This is a genomic window from Rhizobium laguerreae (genome assembly GCF_002008165.1).
Classification (GTDB): domain Bacteria; phylum Pseudomonadota; class Alphaproteobacteria; order Rhizobiales; family Rhizobiaceae; genus Rhizobium; species Rhizobium laguerreae.
On record NZ_MRDM01000030.1, the window covers coordinates 140,334 to 163,968 of the forward strand.

General features: G+C 59.2%; 19 protein-coding genes. 3 read left to right on the top strand and 16 right to left on the bottom strand.

Going from position 1 to position 23,635, the window contains the following annotated elements:
* The first annotated feature begins 6 nt into the window (after positions 1-6).
* On the top strand, positions 7-450 hold the full coding sequence (locus tag BS630_RS30545; protein WP_077980399.1) for an Lrp/AsnC family transcriptional regulator: 444 nt from the start codon (positions 7-9) through the stop codon (positions 448-450).
* A gap of 342 nt (positions 451-792) precedes the next feature.
* On the opposite strand, the gene BS630_RS30550 is transcribed toward BS630_RS30545, so the two are convergent.
* Genes BS630_RS30550 through argE form a run of 3 tightly spaced genes read right to left on the bottom strand, consistent with a single transcriptional unit; the run spans position 793 to position 3,232 of the window.
* The gene (locus BS630_RS30550; RefSeq protein WP_077980400.1) at positions 793-1,146 is read right to left on the bottom strand and encodes a cupin domain-containing protein; all 354 of its coding nucleotides are present in this window, start codon (positions 1,144-1,146) and stop codon (positions 793-795) included.
* A 28-nt stretch (positions 1,147-1,174) separates the two neighbouring features.
* Entirely contained in the window at positions 1,175-2,098 is a 924-nt protein-coding gene (locus BS630_RS30555; protein WP_077980401.1) for a 2-hydroxyacid dehydrogenase, read from the bottom strand.
* 9 nt (positions 2,099-2,107) lie between these two features.
* Complete coding sequence (argE, locus tag BS630_RS30560) at positions 2,108-3,232, bottom strand: acetylornithine deacetylase (protein ID WP_077980402.1); 1,125 nt, start codon at positions 3,230-3,232, stop codon at positions 2,108-2,110.
* Positions 3,233-3,529: 297 nt separating this feature from the next.
* Between argE and BS630_RS30565 the strand changes: the two genes are divergently transcribed.
* Positions 3,530-4,459 (top strand): LysR family transcriptional regulator, encoded by a 930-nt coding sequence (locus tag BS630_RS30565; protein ID WP_077980403.1) that lies wholly within the window; start codon positions 3,530-3,532, stop codon positions 4,457-4,459.
* On the opposite strand, the gene BS630_RS30570 is transcribed toward BS630_RS30565, so the two are convergent.
* Positions 4,453-5,880: an aldehyde dehydrogenase family protein gene (locus BS630_RS30570; RefSeq protein ID WP_077980739.1), complete on the bottom strand. Its 1,428-nt coding sequence runs from the start codon at positions 5,878-5,880 to the stop codon at positions 4,453-4,455. The two genes, BS630_RS30565 and BS630_RS30570, sit on opposite strands and share 7 nt — an antisense overlap.
* 396 nt (positions 5,881-6,276) lie before the next feature.
* Between BS630_RS30570 and BS630_RS30575 the strand changes: the two genes are divergently transcribed.
* A complete protein-coding gene (locus tag BS630_RS30575) occupies positions 6,277-7,557 on the top strand; it encodes a DUF3422 domain-containing protein (protein WP_077980404.1) in 1,281 nt (426 codons plus the stop codon).
* A 252-nt stretch (positions 7,558-7,809) separates the two neighbouring features.
* On the opposite strand, the gene BS630_RS30580 is transcribed toward BS630_RS30575, so the two are convergent.
* From BS630_RS30580 to BS630_RS30635, 12 genes are all read right to left on the bottom strand, one after another.
* On the bottom strand, positions 7,810-9,465 hold the full coding sequence (locus BS630_RS30580) for an electron transfer flavoprotein-ubiquinone oxidoreductase (protein WP_077980405.1): 1,656 nt from the start codon (positions 9,463-9,465) through the stop codon (positions 7,810-7,812).
* A gap of 19 nt (positions 9,466-9,484) precedes the next feature.
* A complete protein-coding gene (gene folD, locus BS630_RS30585; RefSeq protein ID WP_077980406.1) occupies positions 9,485-10,387 on the bottom strand; it encodes a bifunctional methylenetetrahydrofolate dehydrogenase/methenyltetrahydrofolate cyclohydrolase FolD in 903 nt (300 codons plus the stop codon).
* 3 nt (positions 10,388-10,390) lie between these two features.
* Entirely contained in the window at positions 10,391-11,275 is an 885-nt protein-coding gene (gene purU, locus BS630_RS30590) for a formyltetrahydrofolate deformylase (protein ID WP_077980740.1), read from the bottom strand.
* A gap of 27 nt (positions 11,276-11,302) precedes the next feature.
* On the bottom strand, positions 11,303-12,232 hold the full coding sequence (locus BS630_RS30595; protein WP_077980407.1) for an electron transfer flavoprotein subunit alpha/FixB family protein: 930 nt from the start codon (positions 12,230-12,232) through the stop codon (positions 11,303-11,305).
* A gap of 150 nt (positions 12,233-12,382) precedes the next feature.
* A complete protein-coding gene (locus BS630_RS30600) occupies positions 12,383-13,132 on the bottom strand; it encodes an electron transfer flavoprotein subunit beta/FixA family protein (RefSeq protein WP_077980408.1) in 750 nt (249 codons plus the stop codon).
* 15 nt (positions 13,133-13,147) lie between these two features.
* Positions 13,148-14,260 (bottom strand): aminomethyl transferase family protein, encoded by a 1,113-nt coding sequence (locus BS630_RS30605; protein ID WP_077980409.1) that lies wholly within the window; start codon positions 14,258-14,260, stop codon positions 13,148-13,150.
* A 20-nt stretch (positions 14,261-14,280) separates the two neighbouring features.
* Positions 14,281-16,317 carry an oxidoreductase gene (locus tag BS630_RS30610; RefSeq protein ID WP_077980410.1) on the bottom strand — a complete coding sequence of 679 codons (2,037 nt, stop codon included), beginning with the start codon at positions 16,315-16,317 and terminating at the stop codon, positions 14,281-14,283.
* A 7-nt stretch (positions 16,318-16,324) separates the two neighbouring features.
* Positions 16,325-17,566: a Tm-1-like ATP-binding domain-containing protein gene (locus BS630_RS30615; protein WP_077980411.1), complete on the bottom strand. Its 1,242-nt coding sequence runs from the start codon at positions 17,564-17,566 to the stop codon at positions 16,325-16,327.
* Between the two features lie 26 nt (positions 17,567-17,592).
* Positions 17,593-20,064, bottom strand: coding sequence for an FAD-dependent oxidoreductase (locus BS630_RS30620; RefSeq protein ID WP_245310562.1), 2,472 nt, complete (start codon positions 20,062-20,064; stop codon positions 17,593-17,595).
* Positions 20,061-21,542 (bottom strand): aldehyde dehydrogenase, encoded by a 1,482-nt coding sequence (locus tag BS630_RS30625; RefSeq protein WP_077980413.1) that lies wholly within the window; start codon positions 21,540-21,542, stop codon positions 20,061-20,063. The genes BS630_RS30620 and BS630_RS30625 overlap by 4 nt, the downstream gene beginning before the upstream one ends.
* Positions 21,542-23,032 (bottom strand): tripartite tricarboxylate transporter permease, encoded by a 1,491-nt coding sequence (locus BS630_RS30630; protein WP_077980414.1) that lies wholly within the window; start codon positions 23,030-23,032, stop codon positions 21,542-21,544. Before BS630_RS30630 ends, BS630_RS30625 begins: the two co-directional genes overlap by 1 nt.
* Complete coding sequence (locus BS630_RS30635) at positions 23,029-23,610, bottom strand: hypothetical protein (protein WP_077980415.1); 582 nt, start codon at positions 23,608-23,610, stop codon at positions 23,029-23,031. The genes BS630_RS30630 and BS630_RS30635 overlap by 4 nt, the downstream gene beginning before the upstream one ends.
* Positions 23,611-23,635 lie beyond the last annotated feature (25 nt).

The following is a 23,635-nucleotide window of genomic DNA, read 5'->3' on the forward strand; positions in this document are numbered from 1 at the left end:
AGTCCCATGAAATATCTTCTCGATCGAACTGACGAACAATTACTTGCGGAATTGAAGGCCAATGCCCGAATCTCGCATGCGGAGTTGTCGGCGAAGGTGAACCTTTCTCGCAATGCCGTGCGAGTGCGGATCGAACGGCTCGAGCGAGAAGGCTTCATCAAGGGATATACGATCGTCACCGGCGACGGAGGGAACGGCCAACACGTCACAACCGCACTGATTTTCGTCTATCGTCACGATCGCATGAGGGGTGGTGACGTCATTCAAGCATTGCGGAAGATCCCCGAAGTCGTGGCGTGCGACGTAATGACGGGTGATTTCGACCTTCTCGTTAGGGTCGAGTCGACGGAGGCTGACCGCATCCGGCAGATTTGGCAGCTGATTGCGGAGATGCCCAGTGTGCGCGATACACTAACTGCGTTCGCTCTCTCCTCCGTGATCCGAAAATAGTGCAGTGGATCGGTTCGGGTGTGTAGTCGAGCAGTCACCCTGGGGGCCAAGCTTGATTGCTGGGGCAAGCGGCACCTCTACGACTGGCCGCATTGTCGCGAAGTTACTCAGCGCTACCATGTTTGGATGAGCGGATTTGACCATTCCGAAGGCATTCTGAAGCGGGCTCGAGGCTCGTTAAGCTGACCTGTTCTTGCGGAGCCTATGTCCAGGGCTACATGCTTGTCTCCGAGTTTGCGTCGTCACGCTCTCAACGGCGGAGAAAAGACATTTCCCCGCCGTTTTGTGGCTCACTGTTTGTCCAGGCCCATCCGTCCTGCCCACGCATGCTGCCGCGGCTGGCTACATGACGGTGACGTAGATCTTCCGGACAGTTTCCACGGTCCGCCAGGTGCCGATAAATCCGGGTTTCATCACGAAACTATCGCCTGCTTTGTAGGTAACCGGTTCACCGCCGTCCGGGGTGATTTCAACAACACCTTCAATGATGTGGCAGAATTCGAATGTCTCGCCCTTGACGGAGCGCGTGAGGCCAGGAGTCGCTTCCCAGACCCCGGTATGAATCAATTCGTCTCGCGCCACGTCCTGGGCCCAGGTCTTGAACGAAGGATCACCGGAGATCAGGCGTTCAGGCCCGGGCCTCGACTCACGCGGCACTTCGGTGCTGTTGGGTATGATGGTCTTGAGGAGGGACATGTTTTCTCCTTGCTCTCCTGGTTGCAGCTCAATAGCCGCGGTCGCGATCGACGAGCCCTATCGGGTCGCGGCCGTCGCGATGGCGCTTGATGTTGTCGATGACGGCGCGGGCCGCCGTTTCCGGTTGCGTTGCGCTTGCGATATGCGGCGTCAGAATAATCTTTGGATGGCGCCAGAAACCATGTTCGGGAGGCAAGGGCTCAGGTTCGGTAACGTCGATGACCGCGCCCGACAGATGCCCCGCGTCGAGAGCCGCAATGAGCGCGTCGTGATCGAGTTGGGCACCGCGTCCCACGTGGATGAGCGTCGCCCCGGCTGGAAGCGTCGCTAAGAGCGAGGCGTCGAGCAGTCCTTCCGTCTCTTGCGTCAGCGGCAGGAGACAGATCAGGATGTCGGTACGCGCCAGAAACAGCGTGAGGCCGTCCGGACCGTGATAGCAATCAACATTCTCCACCTGTCGCTCCGAGCGGCTCCAGGCGGCAAGTGGAAAGCCGAAGGGTTTCAGTCGCTCGATGACGGCCGCGGCGAGCGTGCCGAGGCCCAGGATACCGATCCGCTGCTGGTTAGCTTGGCGCACAGGAAGCGAAAGCCAGGTGGCCTCGGCCTGCTGGTCAATATATGCCTTCAGTTTTCGGTGCAAAGCCAGCACCGCGAGCGTCACATATTCTTGCATCATCCGGACGATGCCGTCCTCGACCATGCGGACGAGCATGACGTTTGGGGGAAGCGTTTGCGGCTTGAATTGATCGACGCCGGCTCCGATCGAGAAGACAACCTCCAAGTTCCTGAAGCGATGAAGATCGGGCGGCACGGTCCAAGTGAGAATGTAGCGGATGTCGTCTGGATTGCGCTCCGAGATATCCATTACGAAAGGCAGGTCCGGCAGATCGCGCGCAAAAGCATCGGCGAAGACGCGGCCTCTTTCTCGATCCGAATTGAACCAGAAAACCATAGTTCCCTCTCAGCCTCGCAGTGTTGCGGCAAGCCGCAGGATCATTTCCTCGCAAGCAATAAGTTCGTCGAGGCGGATGAATTCGTCGGCGCGATGGGCGCGGGCGATGTCCCCCGGCCCGCAGATGATCGCGTCGATGCCAGCGGCTTGATAGAGCCCGGCTTCCGTGCCGTAGCTGACGGCAGCCAAGGTCGACGCTCCGGTTAATCCCTCCATCAGCCGGGCGAGCGGCGCGTCGACGTCAAGCGAGAGCGCGGGATAGGTGCTGCTGATTTCCCAGGTAGTGCGGAAACCGTCATTCTCGAAGGCCTCGGCAGTTGCCTTTATAGGTTCAAGAAGAACTGTTGGCGATACGCCGGGCACCGCACGTGCTTCCAGCTCCAGGACGCAGAGATCCGGAATGATGTTGACGCTGCGCCCGCCCGAGATCGTTCCGATCTGCAGGGTAGAATAAGGCGGCTCAAAGTTCTGATCTGAGGCGCTGCTTCGCAGAGCATCAATGGTCTTCAGCGTCGCATTCATTACCGCAGTCATGGCGTGAATGGCGTTCAAACCCTTGTCAGGGCGCGACGAATGGCCAGTCGCGCCATGAATCTCGATACGGGCGGCCGCCTTTCCCTTGTGACCGCGAATTGCCACCATGCTGCTCGGTTCGCCGATAATTGCTCCCAAGGGCGGAGCGCATAGGTTGCCGATTCGCTCTAACATGTGGCGTACACCGCGGCAGCCGGCTTCCTCGTCATACGAGAAAGCGAAGTGGATCGGGCGGCTCAATGGCATCTTTGCCATAGCGGGAAGTCCGGCAAGCGCGGCGGCAAGAAAGCCCTTCATGTCGGACGCCCCCCTGCCGAAAAGCTGATCGCCCTCTGCCCGCAGGCGGAAGGGCTCCGACGTCCAGGTCCGTTCGGACGCCGAAACGACATCCATATGGCCGGAAAGAATGTAGCCGGGCTTGTCTTTCGGGCCGATGGTGGCAAATAGATTCGCCCGATCGCCTTCCGGTCCGGGCAACACAGTCACGGTGGCGCCATGACTTTCGAGGTAGCCCTTCACCCATGCCACGATGTCGCCGTTCGGAGTCCCGACGACGGATGGAAAGCCGATAAGCTGCTCGAGTATGTCTTTAGCATTCATCCCAGGTTCTCCTTCGTGTCGATGGCACCACAAGGTATTGGCGACCACTGACCCCAGGCTCTGAGCAGCGAGCGCATTCACCATTCGAGGATCCGTCCCCGCGTTCCTGCCCATACAGTTTCCACATCCAGAAACGCCGGTTTGCAGCACCTCAAACCGCTCGGGCCAGCCAACCACATGGATAAATCAAAGTCCGCTGGATACATGAATCCGATATCCGACTTGAATCTGACCTTGTAGCCATATGCTAAAGATGGCAATTAATGCTGAGTGAATGATCGCTTCAGGTGCCGCTTAATGCTCACGTCCGACGATCTTGCCTTCTTTTCGGTCCTCACGGGCTCGAAATCTCTCGCAGAAAGCGCGAGAAAGCTGAACGTGACGCCTCCTGCGGTGACCCAGCGCCTGCGCGCGCTTGAAGAGAAGGTCGGGGTAAGGCTGATCGACCGGTCCGGACGCCACCTGCGCCTTACCGAAGAGGGCTCGTTGGTTGCTTCTCACAGCGTCATTGTCAGCGATGCCATAGACTCGCTTGCCGAAGCCTTGGCTGATCGCGAGGGTGCGGTTCGCGGGCACCTCAGGGTCGCAGCGCCTCACGGATTTGGACGGATCTACGTGGCGCCAGTCGTGGAGGCGTTTTCTCGAGAGCATCGTAGTGCCACCGCCACCCTCCAACTGTCCGACCATCCCACGGCGCTGGTCGTTGATAGCTATGAGGTGGTTGTCCACATCGGGGCATCAGCGCATCTGGATCAAGTCGTGACGACACTGGCGCCGAACCGTCGGATTCTTTGTGCAAGTCCACACTACCTGGCTTCGGCTGAACCCATTTCTACGCCTGCCGATCTGGCGCGACATCGCTGCCTCGTCGTTCGCGAGAACGAGGAGGACGTAACGCTCTGGCGGTTCAAGGGATCAAGGCAGGAAAGTGCGACAGTGCGCGTTAATCCCGCTATGTCGAGCAACGATGGTGCCGTCATTCGGGATTGGGCGTTGGCGGGTCAGGGCATCATGATGCGCTCTGAATGGGCCGTTGCAGAAGACCTCGCCGAGGGACGGTTGAGGCAGGTACTTCCCCATTGGCTGCTGCCGTCGGCTGATATAGTCGCCATCCTCGGATCGCGGCACGGGCGAAGTGCCCGGACTGCCGCTTTCCTGACGATGCTTCGTCTGTCGCTGAAACCACTGCCCTGGCGAGCCCGACTCGCGCAGACGCCTGGTCAATAGCCAAGGATCGACTTCGTCTCGAGATACTCTTCGAGCCCGTATACCCCATACTCGCGGCCGTTACCTGATCGCTTGTAGCCACCGAAGGCTGCCGCTCCGTCCCAAGCGGGATAGTTGATATGAACCTGGCCGGCACGGATGCGCAGTGCGACACGCCGTGCCCGCTCCGGATCTGAAGACTGGACATGGGCGCCCAATCCATAGACGGTGTCATTAGCAATGGCGATTGCCTCTTCCTCGTTCTTGTAGGGCATAATCGAAAGTACGGGACCGAAGATCTCCTCACGAGCAATCCGCATGTCGGACTTCACCTCGGAAAAGATCGTTGGCTGCGTGAAAAAGCCCCGCTCGATGCCGGCCGGCCGGCCCAGACCGCCACACAGCAGCTTGGCGCCATCGTCGATACCGGCTTGGATCATGGTTTGTATCCGCTCGAACTGGGGAAGATTAGCGATGGGACCCATGTCCGTCGCAGGATCAAGCGGAGCGCCGACTCGGATCGCACGCGCAGTGGCACTTGCCAATTCCTCCACTTCGCCGAGGCGGTGTGTGGGTACCAGCATACGCGTCGGGGCGCTGCACGACTGGCCGACATTGCGCATTCCGGCGAGCACGCCCTTGGATATGGCCTGGCTGAAGTCGGCATCATCGAGCAAAATGTTCGGCGACTTGCCGCCGAGTTCCTGAACCACTCGCTTCACCGTCGGTGCGGCCGCCTGCGCGACGAGTACTCCGGCGCGGGTAGAACCTGTGATCGAGATCATGTCGACCTCGGGATGGCTGGCGAGCGCTGCGCCAACTCTCTCGCCAGTTCCGTTGACCAGATTGAATACACCGGCCGGAACCCCGGCATCGTGCATCAACTGGGCGAAGAGCAAAGCGCTGTAAGGTGACAGTTCACTGGGCTTGAGGACGACGGTACAGCCTGCCGCAATCGCGGGAGCGACTTTGGCAGTGATCTGGTAAAGTGGCCAGTTCCAGGGGGTAATCAGAGCACAAACCCCGATCGCCTCTTTGGCGGTCGCGGTACGCCCATCAATCGTTACGAAGCGGTACTTCTCAAGAGTTTCCATCTGGACACGGATGTGCTCGGAAGCAAAGGGAACCTGGGAAGCCCGCGCGAAGCTGATCGCCGCTCCCATTTCGATTGCGAGCGCCTCCGCGAACGTCTCCGCTCTTTCTTTCAGGAGAGAATGCATCCTGCCGAGCAGACCGAGCCGTTCAGCCACAGTTGTTTGAGAGAAGGCTGGGAACGCGTTGCGCGCAGCGGCAACCGCGAGAGCGACGTGATGAGCACCGCCCGCAGCAATATGCCCGACAACACGTTCCGACGCGGGATTCACAACAGGCAGACGGTTTACGTCCCCGGATTCCTGCCATTGCCCACCAATGTAAAACTGGTCCTCGCGTTCGGTCAGCATAATTTCACCTCGCGTCACAAAATTTGCGGCCATTCCGACCTGCCTGAGAAGATGCCCGGAAAGACTAGAAGATGACAATTCATGTCGTGTGAATGGTTGCTTAAGAAGCGTGTTAACAAAGAACACGCATTGTCGGATCTGACATTGGTGGCATCGGCCTTACCACCCGTATGTCTCTTCAAAAGCTCGTAATGGTGGGTGGGCATGGCGGCACACTCGGCGTCGACGTTAGCCGACCGATTATTGATAGTCCTGTCAACAGGAAAGCAACGCCCCTGGCTTACCGCACAAATCGACCGCAAATTCTTTGCACCCCGGCGGGGCTTTTCAATTTGATTGCATTCGCTTCATATAGGTTCGCCGGTTCGTGTGCTTTTGGGAATGGGGAAGACAGACATGATTTCAAAGGGCGCAGAAGGAGCATTCTTTCCAACGGTGTCTGCTTCCGCACCACAGGTCTCTAGTCCAGCTGCCTTTGAACAGAAGGCCGCAGACTTCAACTCGGAGCTTCACGCTCGACCGTCGATTTATTTTACCGGTCCGGCGATCGTCGAGCATGTTGCTTTCATGCCATTGGATGGCGCGATCAAGGAGTTCCACGATAGTCTCAAAGCCGACGGTGGAATTTCCGTCAGAGTTGAACGGCACACTGAGTTCGTGACTGTCACGCGGGTCCGAAAATTGGCCAGCGAGCCTGAGGGTTGGCCGGAAACTGACCTTTGTGAAGATGACTTTGCGCGGCTAGCTGGATTGAGCTCTCCTCTGCTGGTTTGCCACGTGAGTATCCTTGTCCTCGGGAACCCTCCTGACCAGCTGGGAACGGTTCTGAAAACCCTCGACTTCGGCGATACCGCCACGTCATCGATTGGCGGCGGGGCGGCGCAGGTTTGCTCCGATTTTCGCGTTCGAGAGGACAATTCAAGCAGAATCGTCCTGTTTAACAAGGACCTGAATGCACATCGCCTGGGGCGCATGGTCCGTCGCATATTTGAGATCGAAACCTATAGGTCAATGGCGCTCCTCGGATTGCCGGAGGCGCGTCGTCTTGCCCCGCTTCTGGGCGGATATGACGCGGAACTTGTTCGGCTCACCAACCGCAACTTGAGTACGCCGGCACATCAGCACAAACAATTGCTTGAAGAGATTACTGTTCTTTCGTCGCATATCATTTCAGCCACCGCGGAGACCAGAAACAGATTTGGCGCAACCGCCGCCTACGCCAAAATTGTTGAAGAGAGGATTGCTCTTTTACGGGAGACCCATGTCCCAGGCTTTCAAAGGTTCGGTACCTTCGTGGAGCGACGGTTCAAGCCTGCGGTGCGTACCTGCGAAGCAACCGCGTTGAGGCTTGAGCACCTGTCAAGGGCCGCGATGCACTTGCTCGACCTGCTCCAAACGCGAATCCAGGTCGAGATTGAGTTCCAAAACGCTGCGCAGATCCAGGCGATGGCTGATCGCGCCGCGACGCAGGTTAAGATCCAGCGCGCGGTCGAAGGCTTTTCGATGATCGCAATTAGCTATTACTTGCTGAGCTTGCTGAAATTTATATATGAGACAGCAGACCACGCAGGCTTCCATTTCGATCCGATGATCATGCTTGTCGCTGTTCCGGTGGTTGTGGGGTCTGTTGTGATCACCATACTCCGCGTCAAGCATGCCCTAAAAACAGAGAGCTAGAGGTAGCGCAGCCCGAGCCGGGAATGCTCGATCAATCAACGCGGGTCTTCTGTATCTCCAGCCAGCGCTTCTGCGGAGGCGGTAGTTTTCCTACCTCCATTGCGGCGTGGTGTTGCGTTGCTGGATCACTCGGCAAAACCCCGGGTTGTGCAGGCTTTATTTGATGTAGCATGCTTTTTGAAGGGACGTGAACCGGCGACGCCCTACTCAGAATAAGCCGCTGTTGTATAATGTTAATTTATGGAGCTGTGGTCACATATTCGGATAGACCGGCCCCTCGCCACCCTGCGGCGGAACCCAGTTGATGTTCTGGTTGGGATCCTTGATGTCGCAGGTCTTGCAGTGGACGCAGTTCTGGGCGTTGATGACGAAGACCTCTTCGCCGTCCTTTTCCACCCATTCGTAGACGCCGGCCGGACAGTAACGCGTCGAGGGGCCGGCATAGATGTCATGCTCGGAACGCTTCTGCAGCGCCATGTCCTTGACCTGCAGATGCACCGGCTGGTCTTCTTCGTGATTGGTGTTCGACAGGAACACCGAGGAGAGGCGATCGAAGGTCAGGACGCCATCGGGCTTCGGATAGGCGATCGGCTTGTGCTGCGACGCCGGCTCCAGGCTCTCAGCATCGGTCTTGCCATGCTTCAACGTGCCGAAGACGGAAAAGCCGAACAGCGTGTTGGTCCACATGTCGAAGCCGCCGAGCGCCACGCCGAGTGCGGTGCCGAACTTCGACCACAGCGGCTTGACGTTGCGCACCCGCTTCAAATCCTTGCCGATGTCGCCCTTGCGCCATTCATTCTCGATCTCGGCCACCTCGTCATGGCTGCGGCCGGTCGCGATCGCGGCGACGATCTTCTCGGCGGCCAGCATGCCCGACAGCACCGCATTGTGGCTGCCCTTGATGCGCGGCACGTTGACGAGACCGGCCGAACAGCCGATCAGCGCCCCGCCGGGGAAGGAGAGCTTCGGCACCGACTGGTAGCCGCCCTCGGTGATGGCACGCGCCCCATAGGACAGCCGCTTGCCGCCCTCGAAGGTGGTGCGGATCGCCGGATGGGTCTTGAAGCGCTGGAATTCCTCGAAGGGATAGAGATAGGGGTTCTTGTAATTGAGATGGACGACGAAGCCGACGGCGACCAGATTGTCTTCCAGATGATAGAGGAAGGAGCCGCCGCCGGTCTTCATGCCGAGCGGCCAGCCGAAGGAGTGCTGCACCAGGCCCGGCCTGTGGTTTTCCGGCTTGACCTGCCAGAGTTCCTTGAGGCCGATGCCGAATTTCTGCGGTTCGCGGTCTTTTTGCAGATCGAACTTGGCGATCAGCTGCTTGGCGAGCGAGCCGCGCACGCCCTCGCCGATAAGCACATATTTGCCGAGCAGTTCCATGCCGCGGGTATAGTTCGGGCCAGGCTCGCCATTCTTCTCGATGCCCATATCGCCGGTGGCGACCCCGATGACCGCACCCTGGTCATTGTAGAGCACTTCGGTGGCGGCAAAACCCGGATAGATCTCGACGCCGAGCTCCTCGGCCTTGGTCGCCAGCCAGCGACAGACGTTTCCGAGCGAGACGATGTAGTTGCCGTGATTGTTCATCAATGGCGGCATCAGCACATTCGGCAGGCGAACAGAGCCGGCGGGGCCGAGCAGCAGGAAGTGATCGGCCGTGACCTTGGTCTTGAACGGTTGGTCGGCCTCGTCGCGCCAGCCGGGCAGCAGCCGGTCAATGCCGATCGGATCGACCACGGCGCCAGAGAGGATATGCGCGCCGACTTCCGCGCCCTTCTCCAGCACGACGACGGAGAGATCCGGATTGACCTGCTTCAACCGGATCGCCGCCGAAAGACCGGCAGGCCCGGCACCGACGATCACCACGTCGAATTCCATGCTTTCGCGTTCAGGCATCTCTCTCATTTAGCTTCAGCCTCACTATCTACGAAAATTTTGGTGGCGTCTTGCCCGCCTTACGGTGGGCCGCGATAACGGTGTTTGCCATCAGCATGGCAATCGTCATAGGGCCTACCCCACCCGGAACCGGCGTAATGACGCCGGCGACCTCCACACATTCATCGAAGGCGACATCGCCAACTAGGCGGTACGTGCCCTCGCCTCTCTCAGAGGCGGCAATGCGGTTGATGCCGACATCAATTACGGTCGCTCCCGACTTTACCCAGCTCGCCCTGACCATTTCCGGACGGCCGACCGCGGCAACGAGAATATCTGCATTGCGGCAGATCCCGGAAAGATTCTCGGTGCGCGAATGAGCAGTCGTCACAGTCGCATTGGCGGCAAGCAGCAGCGCCGACATCGGCTTTCCGAAGAGGTTGGAGCGGCCTATCACAACGGCGCTGAGCCCAGAGAGGTCTTCGCCATGGGTGCGGCGCACGAGGATCATCGCTCCGGCCGGCGTGCAGGAGACGAGGCCTCCATCAAGATCGCCAGTCGCCAACTTGCCGGCATTTACAATGTGCAGGCCGTCAACATCCTTCTCCGGCCTGATCGACTGAATGATCGAGTCGGAGTTGAGGTGCCTCGGCAGCGGCAATTGGACGAGGATGCCGTGGATGGTCTCATCGGCGTTGAGCGCCTCGACGATTGTCGCAAGCTCTTCTTGGGTTGCTCCTTCGGGCAGAGTGTGCTGAATCGAATTGAAGCCGCATTCTCTTGCCATCCGGCTTTTCGCTCCGACATAGGCGTGGCTTGCCGGATCCTCGCCAACAATGACTACGGCAAGACCCGGCTTGACCCCGGTATCCTTTTCGAGCGCCAACGTCGCTGATTTCACGGCGTCATTTATCGAGGCGGCAACTTGCTTCCCATCGATTTTTGTCGCCATCCCTCAGCCCATCCTTTCTGACACGTAAGAGCCTGGGCTTGCCGGGAATACGATGGTCTTGTTGCCGTTGAGGAATACCCGATGGTGGATATGGGCGTGGATGGCACGAGCCAGCACCTGGCTCTCTACGTCACGGCCGATGGAGACATAGTCAGATGCCGACTGCGAGTGCGTGATGCGGGCCACGTCCTGCTCGATGATCGGCCCCTCGTCTAAATCAGCGGTGACGTAATGCGCCGTCGCCCCGATAAGCTTCACGCCGCGCTCATAGGCCTGCTTGTAAGGATTTGCCCCTTTGAAGGAAGGAAGGAAGGAATGGTGAATGTTAATGATACGGCCCGACATCTTCTGGCAGACGGCATCGGACAGCACCTGCATATAGCGGGCGAGCACGATCAGCTCCGCGCCGGTCTGCTCGACTACGTCCATGATTCGGGCCTCGGCCTGCGGCTTGTTGGCTTTGGTCACCGGAATATGGTGGAAGGGGATGTCGTGGTTGACGACCACCTTCTGGTAGTCGAAGTGATTGGAGACGACGGCGACGATGTCGATTGGAAGCGCGCCGATCTTCCAGCGGTATAGCAAGTCATTGAGGCAGTGACCGAAGCGCGAGACCATCAGGAGCACCTTCATTTTGGTGCCCCCATCGTGGAACTCGCTGACCATGTCGAATTTCTTCTTGATCGTCTCGAAGCCGGCGGCAATGTCGCCAATTATTGCGCCCTCCTCGCTCGTGAAGGTAAGCCGCATGAAGAACATGCCTGTGTCCAGATCGTCGAACTGCGAGGAGTCGACGATATTGCAGCCTTTGTCTGCCAGAAAACCGGTGATCGCGGCTACGATGCCGCGCGTTGACACGCATGATACGTTGAGAATGTACGTTTTCATATTCAGATCCATTTGGCCCTATGTTGACTAGAGTGCCTTTTCGAGTTCCGGCAGGATGACGAAGAGATCGCCGACGAGGCCGTAGTCGGCGACCTGAAAGATCGGGGCTTCCTCGTCCTTGTTGATAGCGACGATGACTTTCGAGTCCTTCATGCCGGCGAGATGCTGGATCGCGCCGGAAATACCGACCGCGATGTAGAGCTGCGGGGCGACGACCTTGCCGGTCTGGCCGACCTGCCAGTCGTTCGGAGCGTAGCCGGCATCGACGGCAGCGCGCGATGCACCGACGGCGGCATCGAGCTTGTCGGCCACCGGCAGGATGACCTCCTGGAATTGCTCCGACGAGCCAAGTGCACGACCACCTGAAATGATGATCTTGGCCGATGTCAGTTCCGGACGATCCGATGAGGACAGTGCGTCCTTGACGAAGGTGGACAGGCCGGGATTGGCGGCAGCCGATACGTTCTCGACAGAAGCCGAGCCGCCTTCAGCCGCGGAGGCAAAGGAAGCCGTACGCACGGTGATCACCTTCTTGGCCTCGGACGACTGCACCGTCTGGATGGCGTTGCCGGCATAGATCGGGCGCTTGAAGGTTTCGGCCGAAACAACCTCGGTGATTTCAGATATCTGGACGATGTCGAGCAAAGCTGCGACGCGCGGCAGCACGTTCTTACCGACGGATGTCGCCGCCGAAAGGATCGTGTCGTAGGAGCCGGCCAGCGAGACGATCAGCGCTGCGAGCGGTTCTGCGAGGTTGTTGGCAAGGTCGTCGCTTTCGGCGAGCAGGACCTTGGAAACGCCGGACAGTTTTGCGGCGGCATCGGCAGCACCCTGGGCGCCCTTGCCGGCGACCAGCACATGCACGTCGCCGCCAATCTTGGACGCTGCCGTCAGCGTCTTGGCGGTTTGGTCGGACAGGGTTGCGTTGTCGTGATCAGCCAGAAGAAGAATGGCCATGATGTTTGTTCCTCTTAAAGTGTTGGTTCCTGAAATCCGTCAGGCCCTGCCGAAAACGGTGGGGTGCGAGAACCGGCACGCCGCGTACTTAAAGGTACGTGAGCACCGGAAGCGCAGCAGCCCGCCGTTTGCAGGCGAGCCTCACGGATTTCACAGCACGCCGGCTTCGTTTTTCAGCTTGTCGACCAATTCAGCGACCGACCTGACCTTGATGCCAGCCTTGCGCCCCGAGGGCTCTTCGGTCTTCAGAACTTTCAGGCGCGGGCTCGTATCGACACCGAAATCAACCGGCGTCTTCTTATCGAGCGGCTTCTTCTTGGCCTTCATGATGTTGGGCAGCGAAGCATAGCGCGGTTCGTTGAGGCGCAGGTCTGTTGTGACAACCGCCGGAAGCTTGATCTCGATGGTCTGCAGACCGCCATCGACTTCGCGGGTAACCTGCGCTTTGCCGTCACCGATTTCGACCTTGGAGGCAAACGTGCCCTGCGCCCAGCCGAGCAGAGCCGACAGCATCTGGCCGGTCTGGTTGGAGTCATCATCGATCGCCTGCTTGCCGACGATGATCAGCCCCGGCTGTTCTGCTTCAGCCACACCCTTGATGATCTTGGCGATGGCGAGCGGCTCGACCTGATCGTCGGTCTCGACCAGGATTGCCCGATCGGCACCCATTGCGAGCGCGGTGCGCAAGGTCTCTTCAGCCTTGGCAGGCCCCACGGACACGACGACGACTTCGGTCGCCTTGCCGGATTCCCGGAGGCGGAGCGCTTCCTCGACGGAGATTTCGTCGAAGGGGTTCATCGACATCTTCACATTGGCGAGTTCGACGCCGGAACCATCCGGCTTGACGCGAATCTTCACGTTGTAGTCGACGACACGCTTTACGGTGACCAGAATTTTCATGAACGATCCTCCTGCTTAAGCACGCGAACGGACGGACTTTGGGTCGTAGACGGCGGCCCTGCGAACCGTAACGCCTGTCCCATCTTCCAGTGTGAGAACTTGTCCGTCGCCTGCGCAGCCGATCTGGACGTAAGCCAAGGCAAGTCCGCACCCGACAGTGTGTCCATGGGCAGCCGAGGTGACTTTTCCGATGGGGTCGCCGCCGAACTTCACCACCGTACCGATGGCGGGAAGAACAGTACCAAAAGGCAATTCGAGAAGAACGAGCGCGCGTTCTACTCCGTCCTGCTTCTGTCGTTCGACAACCGCCTTGCCGGGATAGGACGCATTCTTCGGTTTCACCGTCCAACCCAATCCCGCTTCAACGGGTGTCGTGTCCTCACCGATATCCCGACCCCAGATCGGGTAACGTTTCTCGATGCGAAGCGAGCCCATCGACCCGGCCCCGCATGGTACGAGCCCCAGCGGCTTGCCAGCTTCAAGTACGGTGTCATAGAAGCTCTCGATGTGCTCAGTCGGCACCCAGAGTTCGTAACCAAGTTCGCCGGTGAAACCCGTTCGGGTCACGACGACGCCGTCCACGCCGGCTACCGTCGTCTTGACCATCCCGAAACCTGGAAGCGCCTCCCCGGAAAGATCCTGACTAGTGACGCGCTCAAGGCAGGCACGCGACTGCGGCCCCTGCAGGGAGAGCGAAACATAACGATATCCGAGCGAAACAACGTGCACGCCGTATGGCTTTCCGCGCTCCTTGAGGTAAGCTTCGACCTTTTCGACACGATGGGGCGCAGGAACGACCCAAAACAGGTCCTGCGCGGGTCGATACGTGATGACGTCGTCGATGAAACCGCCATTTTCGTTCAGGATGCCGCCATAGATGCCCCTTCCCGGAGCGACCTTTGACATATCCGCCACGAACGTCTCGTTCAGAAATGTCTCGGCTTTTGCGCCTGCGACTTCGACAAGAAACTGCCCGAAAATCTCGAACAGGCCTGCCGCGTTTCGCACGGCCTCATGTTCTGATTTCGCATCCGTAAAGACGTTGGCGGTGAGAAAATGGGCCTTCTCGGCCATCTCTGCATTTCGCGCCTTGAAGGCGTGATAAAGCGGTGTCCGTTTTGCGGTCATGATTGTCGATCCCTTCGATCTCAGAGAAAAAGTGTTGGTCGCTCGCGCTTGAAAACGCGGTCATCGGGCTCCGTGCCAAGCAGTTCGCGCGCATGACGATGGCCGGAATAAACTGCGCCCTGAATGATGCCCGGACACTCTGCATCGCCGATGGTCCGGTAAGGCAAGCCTTGTGCGGTGAGCGCCTCGCCAAGACGCGTGTCAGGCAGCCGTGTGCCCACGGCGACCAACGTCGCACCCGCAATTGCCGGTAGCGCCTCTCCCGTGTCACCTCGGCTGACAGCAAGCCCTTCCCCGCTCCAGCCGGTTGCGACGCTGTTCGGATACATACGCACACCGGCGGCTTTCATCTCGGCCAGCATGCGGGGTTGCTCGAGCGTATGCACCATCCAGGCCGAAAGCGATGGCATGGGAGTTACCAGGTGCACGGCGTGTCCCCTGGCAGCCAGATCCGCCGCCAGCGCATTGGCCATGTAATAGTGATCGTCGTCGTAGATGACGACTGAATGGGCTATCGCAGCCCCGTCCATGACATCGTCGGGCGTCAGAGCTGCACCCGCGAAACCAGGTATTGGAGTAAGGCGCGTTCGCCCAGCCCCATCGCCGCGCCATGGAGCACCGGTTGCGAGGAGGACATGGTCAGCCCCGAACTCAGCAATGCCACCGGCATCCAGTTCGCTACCGGGATAGAGATTGACGTTGGGCATCTGGTGAAGCTGATACAGCCGATAGTCCTTAACCCGCCCCCAGGATGCGAGCCCTCTAATGCGGGCCTCGCGAGCCGAGCGGCCACCCATCTCGTCGGCGCGTTCGGCCACCGTCACCTCGTGGCCGGCCTTGGCAAGAACGAGCGCCGCCTCAAGACCCGCAGGTCCAGAGCCCACGATCAGTACGGTCTTTGCATTGCCGGCCGCAGGGATTTTCTCAGGGTGCCAACCGCGACGCCATTCCTCGGAAATCGTCGGATTTTGCGTGCATCGCAGTTCGACCCCGATCGTCTCGACGGCGACGCAAATGTTGCAGCCAATGCACTCTCGGATGTCTTCGATCCGGCCCTCACGGACTTTTGCAGGCAGGAATGGATCCGCAATAGACGGACGGGCTGCACCGATGAGATCGAGGACACCACGCCTGATCTGGCTGACCATCGCATCCGGAGAGGTGAAGCGCCCGACGCCCAGGACCGGTTTGCCGGTTACCTGCTTCACAAAGCTGGTAAATTCCTCCTGAAAACCTTCGGCATCATAGCGAGCCGTGCCGCTGTCTCGGCTCCAGGACGAGACATTCACATCCCAAAGGTCAGGTAGGTCGGCGAGCGCCTCAATGACATCCCTGCCCTCGCCGCTATTCAGGATACGCTTCGGGCCGGAAAGCTCATGCACGGCAAAACGCACAGCAACCGCCATGGCGTCACCCGCTTCCTCCTTGGTTTCCTCCAGCACTTCGCGGAAAAGCCGCAACCGGTTTTCAAAGCTGCCGCCATACTCATCTGTCCGGAAGTTGTAAGCGGGAGACAGGAAGTGCCACAAAATCGAGGCTTCGTGCGAGGCATAGACATAGACGATATCATAACCTGCGGCCTTTGCCCGTCGCGTTGCCGCGCGGTACATCTGACGCAGATTACGGATATCGTCTTTGTCCATAGCCTTTGCCATGAAGGGCATGTCCGGCTTCAGGATAGGCACGACGGATGGCCCCATCGCCGGATATCCTGTCGATATCCCCCGCGAACGAATACCCGTATGCGCAAGCTCAATCGAGGCGAGCGCTCCATGGGCATGAATACGCTCGACAGATCGCGCATGCGCGGCAACGTCGCCCTCGTCCCAAAGCCGCTCATATGGCAAGCCGGCGAGATCAGAAGTGGGATCTATTTCGCTCAGCTGCATTGCAACAATGCCCCAGCCACCTTCGGCACGGGTTTCGCGGATACCAATTGCTCCGTTCGGCATCAGATAGCTGTGGCCGATTGCATGCGGCATCGATACGAAGCGGTTTGGCGCGGTGACCGGCCCGATCTTCAGCGGCTCGAAAAGTATTGAATAGCGCGGATCCATCACATCTTTACCGCGTCATCTTGATGGTGCCGTCAGCAATCCACCGATCGATGACCTCGAGCACCTTTTCTGAGAAGGCCAAATCGTTGATGTGGCAATCGAGCACCGAAAGCTCGATCGGATCGACCATCACCTTCCGATACTCGTCTACCATTTCGGCAAGCGCTTCCGGATCATGCGCGGGCATGCCCTCAACGTCCCAGGCATGAATGCCCTGCGTCGGAAGCACGAAATGGACCGGCCCCGAGGACTGCTGCAGCCGGTGAGCCACTTCACGAGCAAGTTCGCGGCGTTCATCCGCAGTCAGCGAGGCAGAGGCGAGCAGGCGGTTGTGAGCATGATAGGGCCGATCTCGGAACCGTTCGGGCACGGGCTGCCATGTCGCGAAGTCAATCATGTCGCCAAAGGCGGGTGCGGCAATGATCGGTGTGCCCAAGCGGCCGGCAGCCGTCATGCGGTTGGCGCCGGCGTTCACGACAGAACCGACCATAAGATTGCCGATCTCGGCCACCGCGAGCTCCAGCACTGCCGCGAAGTAACCTTGCTCCGCAAGGCTTTCCAAAGCCATGCCCCCCATGCCAGTTCCATGAAAGACTGCGACCGAAAAGCCGCGGTCGATCAACGGCTGTCGCAAGTGAATCATATAGTGAAGCGCGGAAGAGCCGAAGCTCACCATACCGATGACTGGCCGGTCCGGGTCAGGCGGCTCCACTGCGAGCGCCGCGCCATAGATGGCGCCGGCCGCCTGGCTGAGCGTCGCCTTGCAGATGTCGTTGAGGCCGTAGAGACCGCCAGCCCACAGGATCATCTGGATATCCGCGGAAAGCCTATCCGGCGCAATCAGCGGTGAAAACGCGATCGTCGAGACAACATATTTCGGAACGCCCATCGGCAGCGCACGGGCGCAATCCAATGCTAGGTCGGTACCCATGGTGCCCCCAAGGGCAATCATGCCGTCTATGCGACCTTCGGCATAGAGTCTGGCGCAGAGCGTGGACGCACCAGAAGCCATGATCTGCATGGCCAGATTCTCGTCACCGGCGTTCACCGCCTCATCGATAGTCTTTCCAATTGCGGCAGTGACCTCGTGCTTGGAAATATCCGTTGGTTGCGACGGATCCCCAAGCACGCTGACGTCCATCGAGATCACGTTCCCACCCAGCTTCTTGATGCAATCAGCGACGTAGTTGAGCTCCTGATCCTTCGTGTCGTAAGTGCCGATCACGAGGATTGTTTTTATTGCGCTCATCTTCAGTTCCCCTTTTTTTGTGTGAATCAGCCCCGCATGATCGTCCCGGCTGGATCATAAAAAGCGCCGAGTTGGACCCGGAGCGGATAAAGCTTGCCTGCCACCTGCACCTCGAAACGACCTTCATCGATCCAATCCTTGGTGACGCCGTTCTCGCGGTTAAGAGAAGCAAGTCCAATCATCGCGTTCAGTCTCCAGCCCCAGCCCCCGGAGGTAATATGACCAACGAGTGCGCCATCCTTGAAGACCGGCTCGTTGTGAATGAGATATGGACCTGTTTCAGCAGACGCACCCTCTACCAACACGGAAACGCTGCGATGCGGCGTGGCGGCACCATACGACTGCTTCTGGCGCATCAGCGCCTCGCGACCGACAAAGCCTTCCTTAGCGAGCTTCACAGCAAAGCCGAGGCCGGTTTCGATTGGCGTGTCTTCCTCACCGATATCGTGGCCGAAGTGCCGGAAGCCCTTTTCGAGGCGGCAAGCCCCGAGTGCAAACATGCCGGCGTGGCGCAGACTTAGTGGAGCGCCGGCACGCATGATTTCGTCGTATACGTGCGCCGTGAACTCGCTCGAAATCATCAACTCATAACCGAGCTCGCCCAGGAACGAGCGGCGGATGGCCCAGACGCGCGCGAAGCCAAGGTCAATCTCGCGCGCCGCGCCGAACGGGAATGCCTCATTGGACAGGTCGTCCGCCGAAAGCTGCTGGAGGATCGCACGGGACTGCGGGCCATGTATGGTCAAAAGACCATAGGCCGAGGTCGCGTCGAAAATCTCGAAGCGCCAGGCGGGTTCTGCATGGGCGCGAATGTGGGTTTGGTCGCGGATCTGGCTTGGATGACCGGTCACGACCATGAACTGTTCCGCGGCGATGCGGGTCACGGTGACATCCGCTTCGATCCCGCCCTTCTCGTTGAGGAACTGCGTGTAGACCGAGGTGCCGACCGCAACATCGATTTCGGCGCCGGAGACACGGTTCAGAGCCTTGACGGCATCCGGTCCCTGCACGAGGATCTTTCCGTACATCGACTGGTCAATGAGCACCGCATGATCGCGTGCTGCAAAACACTCTGCCTTGACCCGTTCCGACCAGTCCTGCCAACCCAGACTTGCACGCTCAGTCCAGCTCGGGTTTTCGAGGTCGAAGTACATCGGCACTTCCCAGCCGATACGCTCGGCCATAACGGCCCCGGCCGCAAGTAGACGGTCATGCAGCGGTACCCGGCGAACGCCGCGCGCTGTCTCGATCTGCCGGCCCGGCCAATGCAAGCCCCAATGAAGACCGACGCCTTCGGTCACACGCTCGGCATTGTAGGCCATGTTCTTCTGGAAAGGATGCGCTCGTGCGGCCAGCATCGAGGCGACAGCGCGCGGTGGTTGGCCCTCCGTCATCCAGGCTGCCATGGTGAGCCCGACACCGCCAGAATTGAGGATGCCGTTCGAGTTCATGCCGGCGGCGATGAAGAGCCCGGGCATCTCCGGAGCGGGACCGATGTATGGCCGTCCGTCCGGTGTAAAGCTCTCCGGTCCATTAAAAAAGGTCTGGATACCCATCGTTTCAAGAGCCGGGAAACGCGTAAAGAATTTCTCCAGTACCGGCTCCACATGATCCATGTCGAAGGGTAGCTCGTCGAATTCGAAACTCTCTGGGATGCCCTCGCGACCCCAGGCCTTGCCCCGTGCTTCGAAGCCACCGATCAGAAGTTTGCCGGCATCCTCCTTGGTGTAGAGCCGTTCCTCAAGAACGACGAGACCGGGCAATGTGCGCGGCAGGTCAGGGATGGCTTCGGTGAGGATGTAGAAATGTTCGGCCGCGTGGAGCGGAACGGTCACGCCATGCTCGGCGGCAAAACGCAGCGACCACATGCCCGCCGCCAGAAGAACCTTCTCCGTTGCAATAACGCCCTGATCTGTCTCGACGCCGACCACCTTGCCGTTCCGTGTCAGGATACGAATGGCCTTAGTGTTCTCGAAGATTTGTGCGCCTCGCGCCTTGGCGCCTTTTGCCAGCGCCTGGGTCACGTCAAGTGGATTAACCTGCCCGTTCGAGGGAACAAGAAAGCCGCAATGCACATCGGACGTGTCGACGAGTGGCCAAAGCTCGTTTATGTCCTCGACCGAGAGAATGCGACTTTCAATCTTCATGCGGGCCGCATGATCCTGATTCCGGAGCAGTTGCTCGGCGCGGATATCCGACAAGGCCAGATGCAGGGTTCCGTTCTGCTTGTAACCGGTTGCCTGCCCTGTTTCGATTTCCAGTTCTGTAAAGAGGCGCGCAGTATATTTCGAAAGCTCGGTCTGCGCTGAGCTCTCACGCAACTGGCCCACAATGCCGGCCGCATGCCACGTAGTGCCGGACGCAAGCTGCTTGCGTTCCAAAAGGACGGCTCCTTCCATCCCCTTCTTCGCAAGGTGATAAAGTGTCGAGACACCGATGATGCCGCCGCCAATAATGACGGCCGGTGCGGATGGCGGAAGAGCTTTGGTCACGGTCACAGCTGTATCCATGCAGTCTTGAGGTCGAGATATTTATCGAGTGCGTGCGGAGACTTGTCATGCCCATTGCCAGACTGCTTGACACCACCAAGCGGCACGGTGAGGTCCGAGCCGCCATAGGTGTTGACGTGTACCAAGCCAGCGCGAAGGCTCTCCACCATTCGATGCGCCCGCGAAAGATTGGACGTCCAAACCGCAGACGCCAGGCCGAAATCGGTGCCATTTGCCACGCGGATAGCATCCGCTTCGTCGGTAAAGGGCGTGATGGCGAGGACAGGGCCAAAGACCTCGTTCCGCGAAACTTCCATTTCCGGACGAACCTTTGACAGGACGGTCGGCGCCATGAACCACCCTCCCGTCTCCTGCAGGATGCGGCTGCCGCCGGTTAGAAGCTCAGCACCTTCCATTTGAGCCCGCGCGGCAAAGCCGAGACTACGGTCCAGATGTGTCTCAGAGTTGAGGGCGCCGGCTTCGGTCGTAAGATCAAGCGGATCTCCGACCTTCATGGACGCCGCAATCGCTGCCACCTTTTCTGCGAACTGGTCGACGATCGACGCCTCGACCAGCAGACGCGAGCCTGCAATGCAGACTTGACCGGAATTACGGAAGATGCCGTAGGCAGCCACCTTCGCAGCCTTGTCCAGGTCGGGCGCATCGGCAAAGACGATGTTCGGGCTCTTGCCACCGAGTTCGAGATAGACCCGCTTCAGGTTGGAACGGGCAGAGTATTCGAGGAGTTTTCGCCCGACGCCACCGGAGCCGGTGAAGGCCATCACGTCGACCTCCATCGACAACCCAAGTGCTTCACCGGCGACAGCCCCCTGTCCCGTTACGACATTGAAGACACCAGGCGGAACGCCGGCTTCGAGCGCCAGCTCGGCAATCCGCAGCAATGTGAGCGAAGCGGTCTCCGCAGGCTTCAGCACGACGCTGTTGCCGGCTGCGAGTGCCGGTGCAATCTTCCAAGCGCCGATCATCAGCGGGAAGTTCCAAGGCACAATGACAGCAACCACGCCAACCGGGTGCCTGTGCACCAGCGCGAGCACATCGCTCTGGGTCGGTGCAATCTCGCCGTATGTCTTATCGATCAGTTCCGCGTAGTAACGGAAAGTCGAAGCCGCACTCATCGGTTCCGCCTTCAACGCCATGGCGATCTCGGTGCCGTTGTCGCGCACGCCGAGGACCGCGATCTTCAAGGCTTCTCTCTCGATGAGGTCGGCCAGCTTCAGCAGCACCTTCTTCCGGTGGGCAGGCGCCGTCCGCGACCAGACACCCGCCTCAAAGGCAGCGCGGGCCGACTGACAGGCGAGATTGACATCTTCCCGACCCGCATCCGCAAGGGATGTCAGACGCATTCCGTTGACTGGCGAGAGAACCTCGATCTCTTGACCGGACATGGAAGAGCGGAACTTGCCGTCAATAAGTAAGCCTTGCGGCGCGATGTCCGCTCCCCGCATCGCATTGATCTTATCCTGCATCAGCTTGCCTCTGCGGTCTTGTTGCGGAAGTGGTTCCAGCTAAAAGTTGCGACTGCGACAACGGCGAGCGTCAGAAACGCCGCAGCGAGAGGACGCGTGAGGAAAATAGTCGGATCTCCGTCGGAGATACTGAAGGTCTGTTTGATCCGGCCTTCCATCATTGGTCCAAGCACGAGACCCACCACCATCGGAAAAGCCGGCACGCCGTTCTTCAGCATAAAGCGGCCAACAATGGCGAATGCCAGTGTGATCAAACCGTCAGTGATGCGGAAGTTCTGCGTATATGTGCCGATAAAGCCGAGGATCATGATGGCAGCGCCGATGACCCGTGGCGAGATTGATGACAGGCGCACAACATACTTGGTGAAGATCAGCAGGAAAATCATCACGAAGACGTTGAGCAGGAATAGCGAGATATAAAGGCCAGAAATGAAGTCCGCATGTTCGACGAAAAGCTGCGGCCCGGGAACGATGTTATGGACCATGAACACTGCGAGCAGCATGGCCATCAAGGGATCGGCGGGAATGCCGAGAGACAGCAGCGGAACGAGCACCGTCGATGTGCACGCATTGATCGAAACCTCTGAGGCAACGAGGCCTTCCGGCGAGCCCTTGCCGAATTCCTCTGGCTTCTTCGAAAAACGGCGAGCAAGCGAGTAGGATAGAAATTGCGCCCCGAATTCACCGACGCCCGGAAGCAGCCCCATGGTCAGCCCGATGAGCGAAGACCGGATGACGGTTGCACGGTACTTGAATACCTCGAACAGACCGACGAACCGTCCGGTCGTTGCGAGGTTCTCCGGCACTTTTGGCGGTGACTTCGTTTCGAGCAGGATGAAGGCCTGGCTGAGAGCGAACAGTCCGATCACCATCGGCACCATGGGGATCCCGCCCAGCAGCCAGGTCTGGTCGAAGGTGTAACGCAGCGTGTGGTGTGGGCTCTCGAAACCGATCGTGCCAAGAAACATGCCAATGCCGAAGGTCAGAATGGCTCCGCGAATGTTCTGATGATGGGCGAGAACCACCGAGACCGACGCCAGGATCATGACGGCTGCGAATTCGGGAGGGCCGAATTTAGCGGCAATCTTGGCCATGAAGGGCGCCAGAAAGATTAGAGCGAGGATCGAAACCACGCCGCCGACGAAGGACGACGAATAGGCCAGCGACAGAGCCCGCATCGGCTGGCCCTTCTGGGCCAGCGGATAACCGTCGTAGGTCGTGAGCACATTCACCGGCGTTCCCGGTACCCGGATCAGAATTGCCGGAATGGCGCCACCATACCATGCGCCGCCATAGCATCCGAGCAGAAGGATGATTCCCGGCAGAGGCTCCATGGTCAGCGTGAACGGCAGAGCGATCGCCATCGCGCCGGCGGGCTCCATGCCGGGAATTGCGCCAACCAGGATGCCGGCGATGGCACCGATCAGGAGCGCAGCGATCACCTGCCACTGCGCGACTTCCTGGAAGCCGAGGATGATCGAATCCATCATAGATATTCTCCAAGCGCGTTGCCTACCCAGTCCGGGAAGAGAAGCATGATAGGGGGGAGTGGGAACCAGATGCCGAGGCCGACGCGGAAGGCGAGAAGGATCGCCACGGTCACAACGAGCCCGATAAGGCTCCACTTCGCACCCCGAAGACCGGACATGTAATATAGAGCCTGCATGAAGAGGATGGAGGCCAACGTGAACCCAATCAGCCATACCCCGCCGATGAAGGCCAAAAAGGCGGCTGCATAGGCGAACGAACGTCCCATCCCTGCGAAGGCTTCGTTTGCCTTCACAGAAAATCCCGGGTTCCGGCGCAGCCTCAGATAGTCGAAGGCCAATCCGCCGCCGCCGACAAGAGCGAATACCAGCACGATGAAAGGCCAGGACCACGGCTCCTGGATCCAGCCGAGTGGACGCTTGCCTGCGACTGTTGCAAAGGGCAGAAGAATGAGCGCGAACGCTGCAAAAATCCAGAATAGGGTCCCTGCCGTGGATGCGGCTTCGGGTGTGACGTCATCCTCAGGCTGCGGCGTTTCCGCATCCGCAGCCGTCGGAATGTGATCGATACGGGCAGTCATGGCGCGATATCCTGACACGTTATAG

What these genes read in the sequence shown, in the direction of transcription:
- BS630_RS30635 (WP_077980415.1), bottom strand. Translation starts at nt 23,610, where the DNA reads ATGACTGCCCGTATCGATCACATTCCGACGGCTGCGGATGCGGAAACG.
- BS630_RS30630 (WP_077980414.1), bottom strand. Translation starts at nt 23,032, where the DNA reads ATGATGGATTCGATCATCCTCGGCTTCCAGGAAGTCGCGCAGTGGCAG.
- BS630_RS30565 (WP_077980403.1), top strand. Translation starts at nt 3,530, where the DNA reads ATGCTCACGTCCGACGATCTTGCCTTCTTTTCGGTCCTCACGGGCTCG.
- BS630_RS30600 (WP_077980408.1), bottom strand. Translation starts at nt 13,132, where the DNA reads ATGAAAATTCTGGTCACCGTAAAGCGTGTCGTCGACTACAACGTGAAG.
- BS630_RS30580 (WP_077980405.1), bottom strand. Translation starts at nt 9,465, where the DNA reads ATGAGAGAGATGCCTGAACGCGAAAGCATGGAATTCGACGTGGTGATC.
- BS630_RS30595 (WP_077980407.1), bottom strand. Translation starts at nt 12,232, where the DNA reads ATGGCCATTCTTCTTCTGGCTGATCACGACAACGCAACCCTGTCCGAC.
- BS630_RS30545 (WP_077980399.1), top strand. Translation starts at nt 7, where the DNA reads ATGAAATATCTTCTCGATCGAACTGACGAACAATTACTTGCGGAATTG.
- BS630_RS30570 (WP_077980739.1), bottom strand. Translation starts at nt 5,880, where the DNA reads ATGCTGACCGAACGCGAGGACCAGTTTTACATTGGTGGGCAATGGCAG.
- folD (WP_077980406.1), bottom strand. Translation starts at nt 10,387, where the DNA reads ATGGCGACAAAAATCGATGGGAAGCAAGTTGCCGCCTCGATAAATGAC.
- BS630_RS30615 (WP_077980411.1), bottom strand. Translation starts at nt 17,566, where the DNA reads ATGAGCGCAATAAAAACAATCCTCGTGATCGGCACTTACGACACGAAG.
- BS630_RS30610 (WP_077980410.1), bottom strand. Translation starts at nt 16,317, where the DNA reads ATGGATCCGCGCTATTCAATACTTTTCGAGCCGCTGAAGATCGGGCCG.
- BS630_RS30575 (WP_077980404.1), top strand. Translation starts at nt 6,277, where the DNA reads ATGATTTCAAAGGGCGCAGAAGGAGCATTCTTTCCAACGGTGTCTGCT.
- BS630_RS30605 (WP_077980409.1), bottom strand. Translation starts at nt 14,260, where the DNA reads ATGACCGCAAAACGGACACCGCTTTATCACGCCTTCAAGGCGCGAAAT.
- BS630_RS30550 (WP_077980400.1), bottom strand. Translation starts at nt 1,146, where the DNA reads ATGTCCCTCCTCAAGACCATCATACCCAACAGCACCGAAGTGCCGCGT.
- purU (WP_077980740.1), bottom strand. Translation starts at nt 11,275, where the DNA reads ATGAAAACGTACATTCTCAACGTATCATGCGTGTCAACGCGCGGCATC.
- BS630_RS30555 (WP_077980401.1), bottom strand. Translation starts at nt 2,098, where the DNA reads ATGGTTTTCTGGTTCAATTCGGATCGAGAAAGAGGCCGCGTCTTCGCC.
- argE (WP_077980402.1), bottom strand. Translation starts at nt 3,232, where the DNA reads ATGAATGCTAAAGACATACTCGAGCAGCTTATCGGCTTTCCATCCGTC.
- BS630_RS30625 (WP_077980413.1), bottom strand. Translation starts at nt 21,542, where the DNA reads ATGCAGGATAAGATCAATGCGATGCGGGGAGCGGACATCGCGCCGCAA.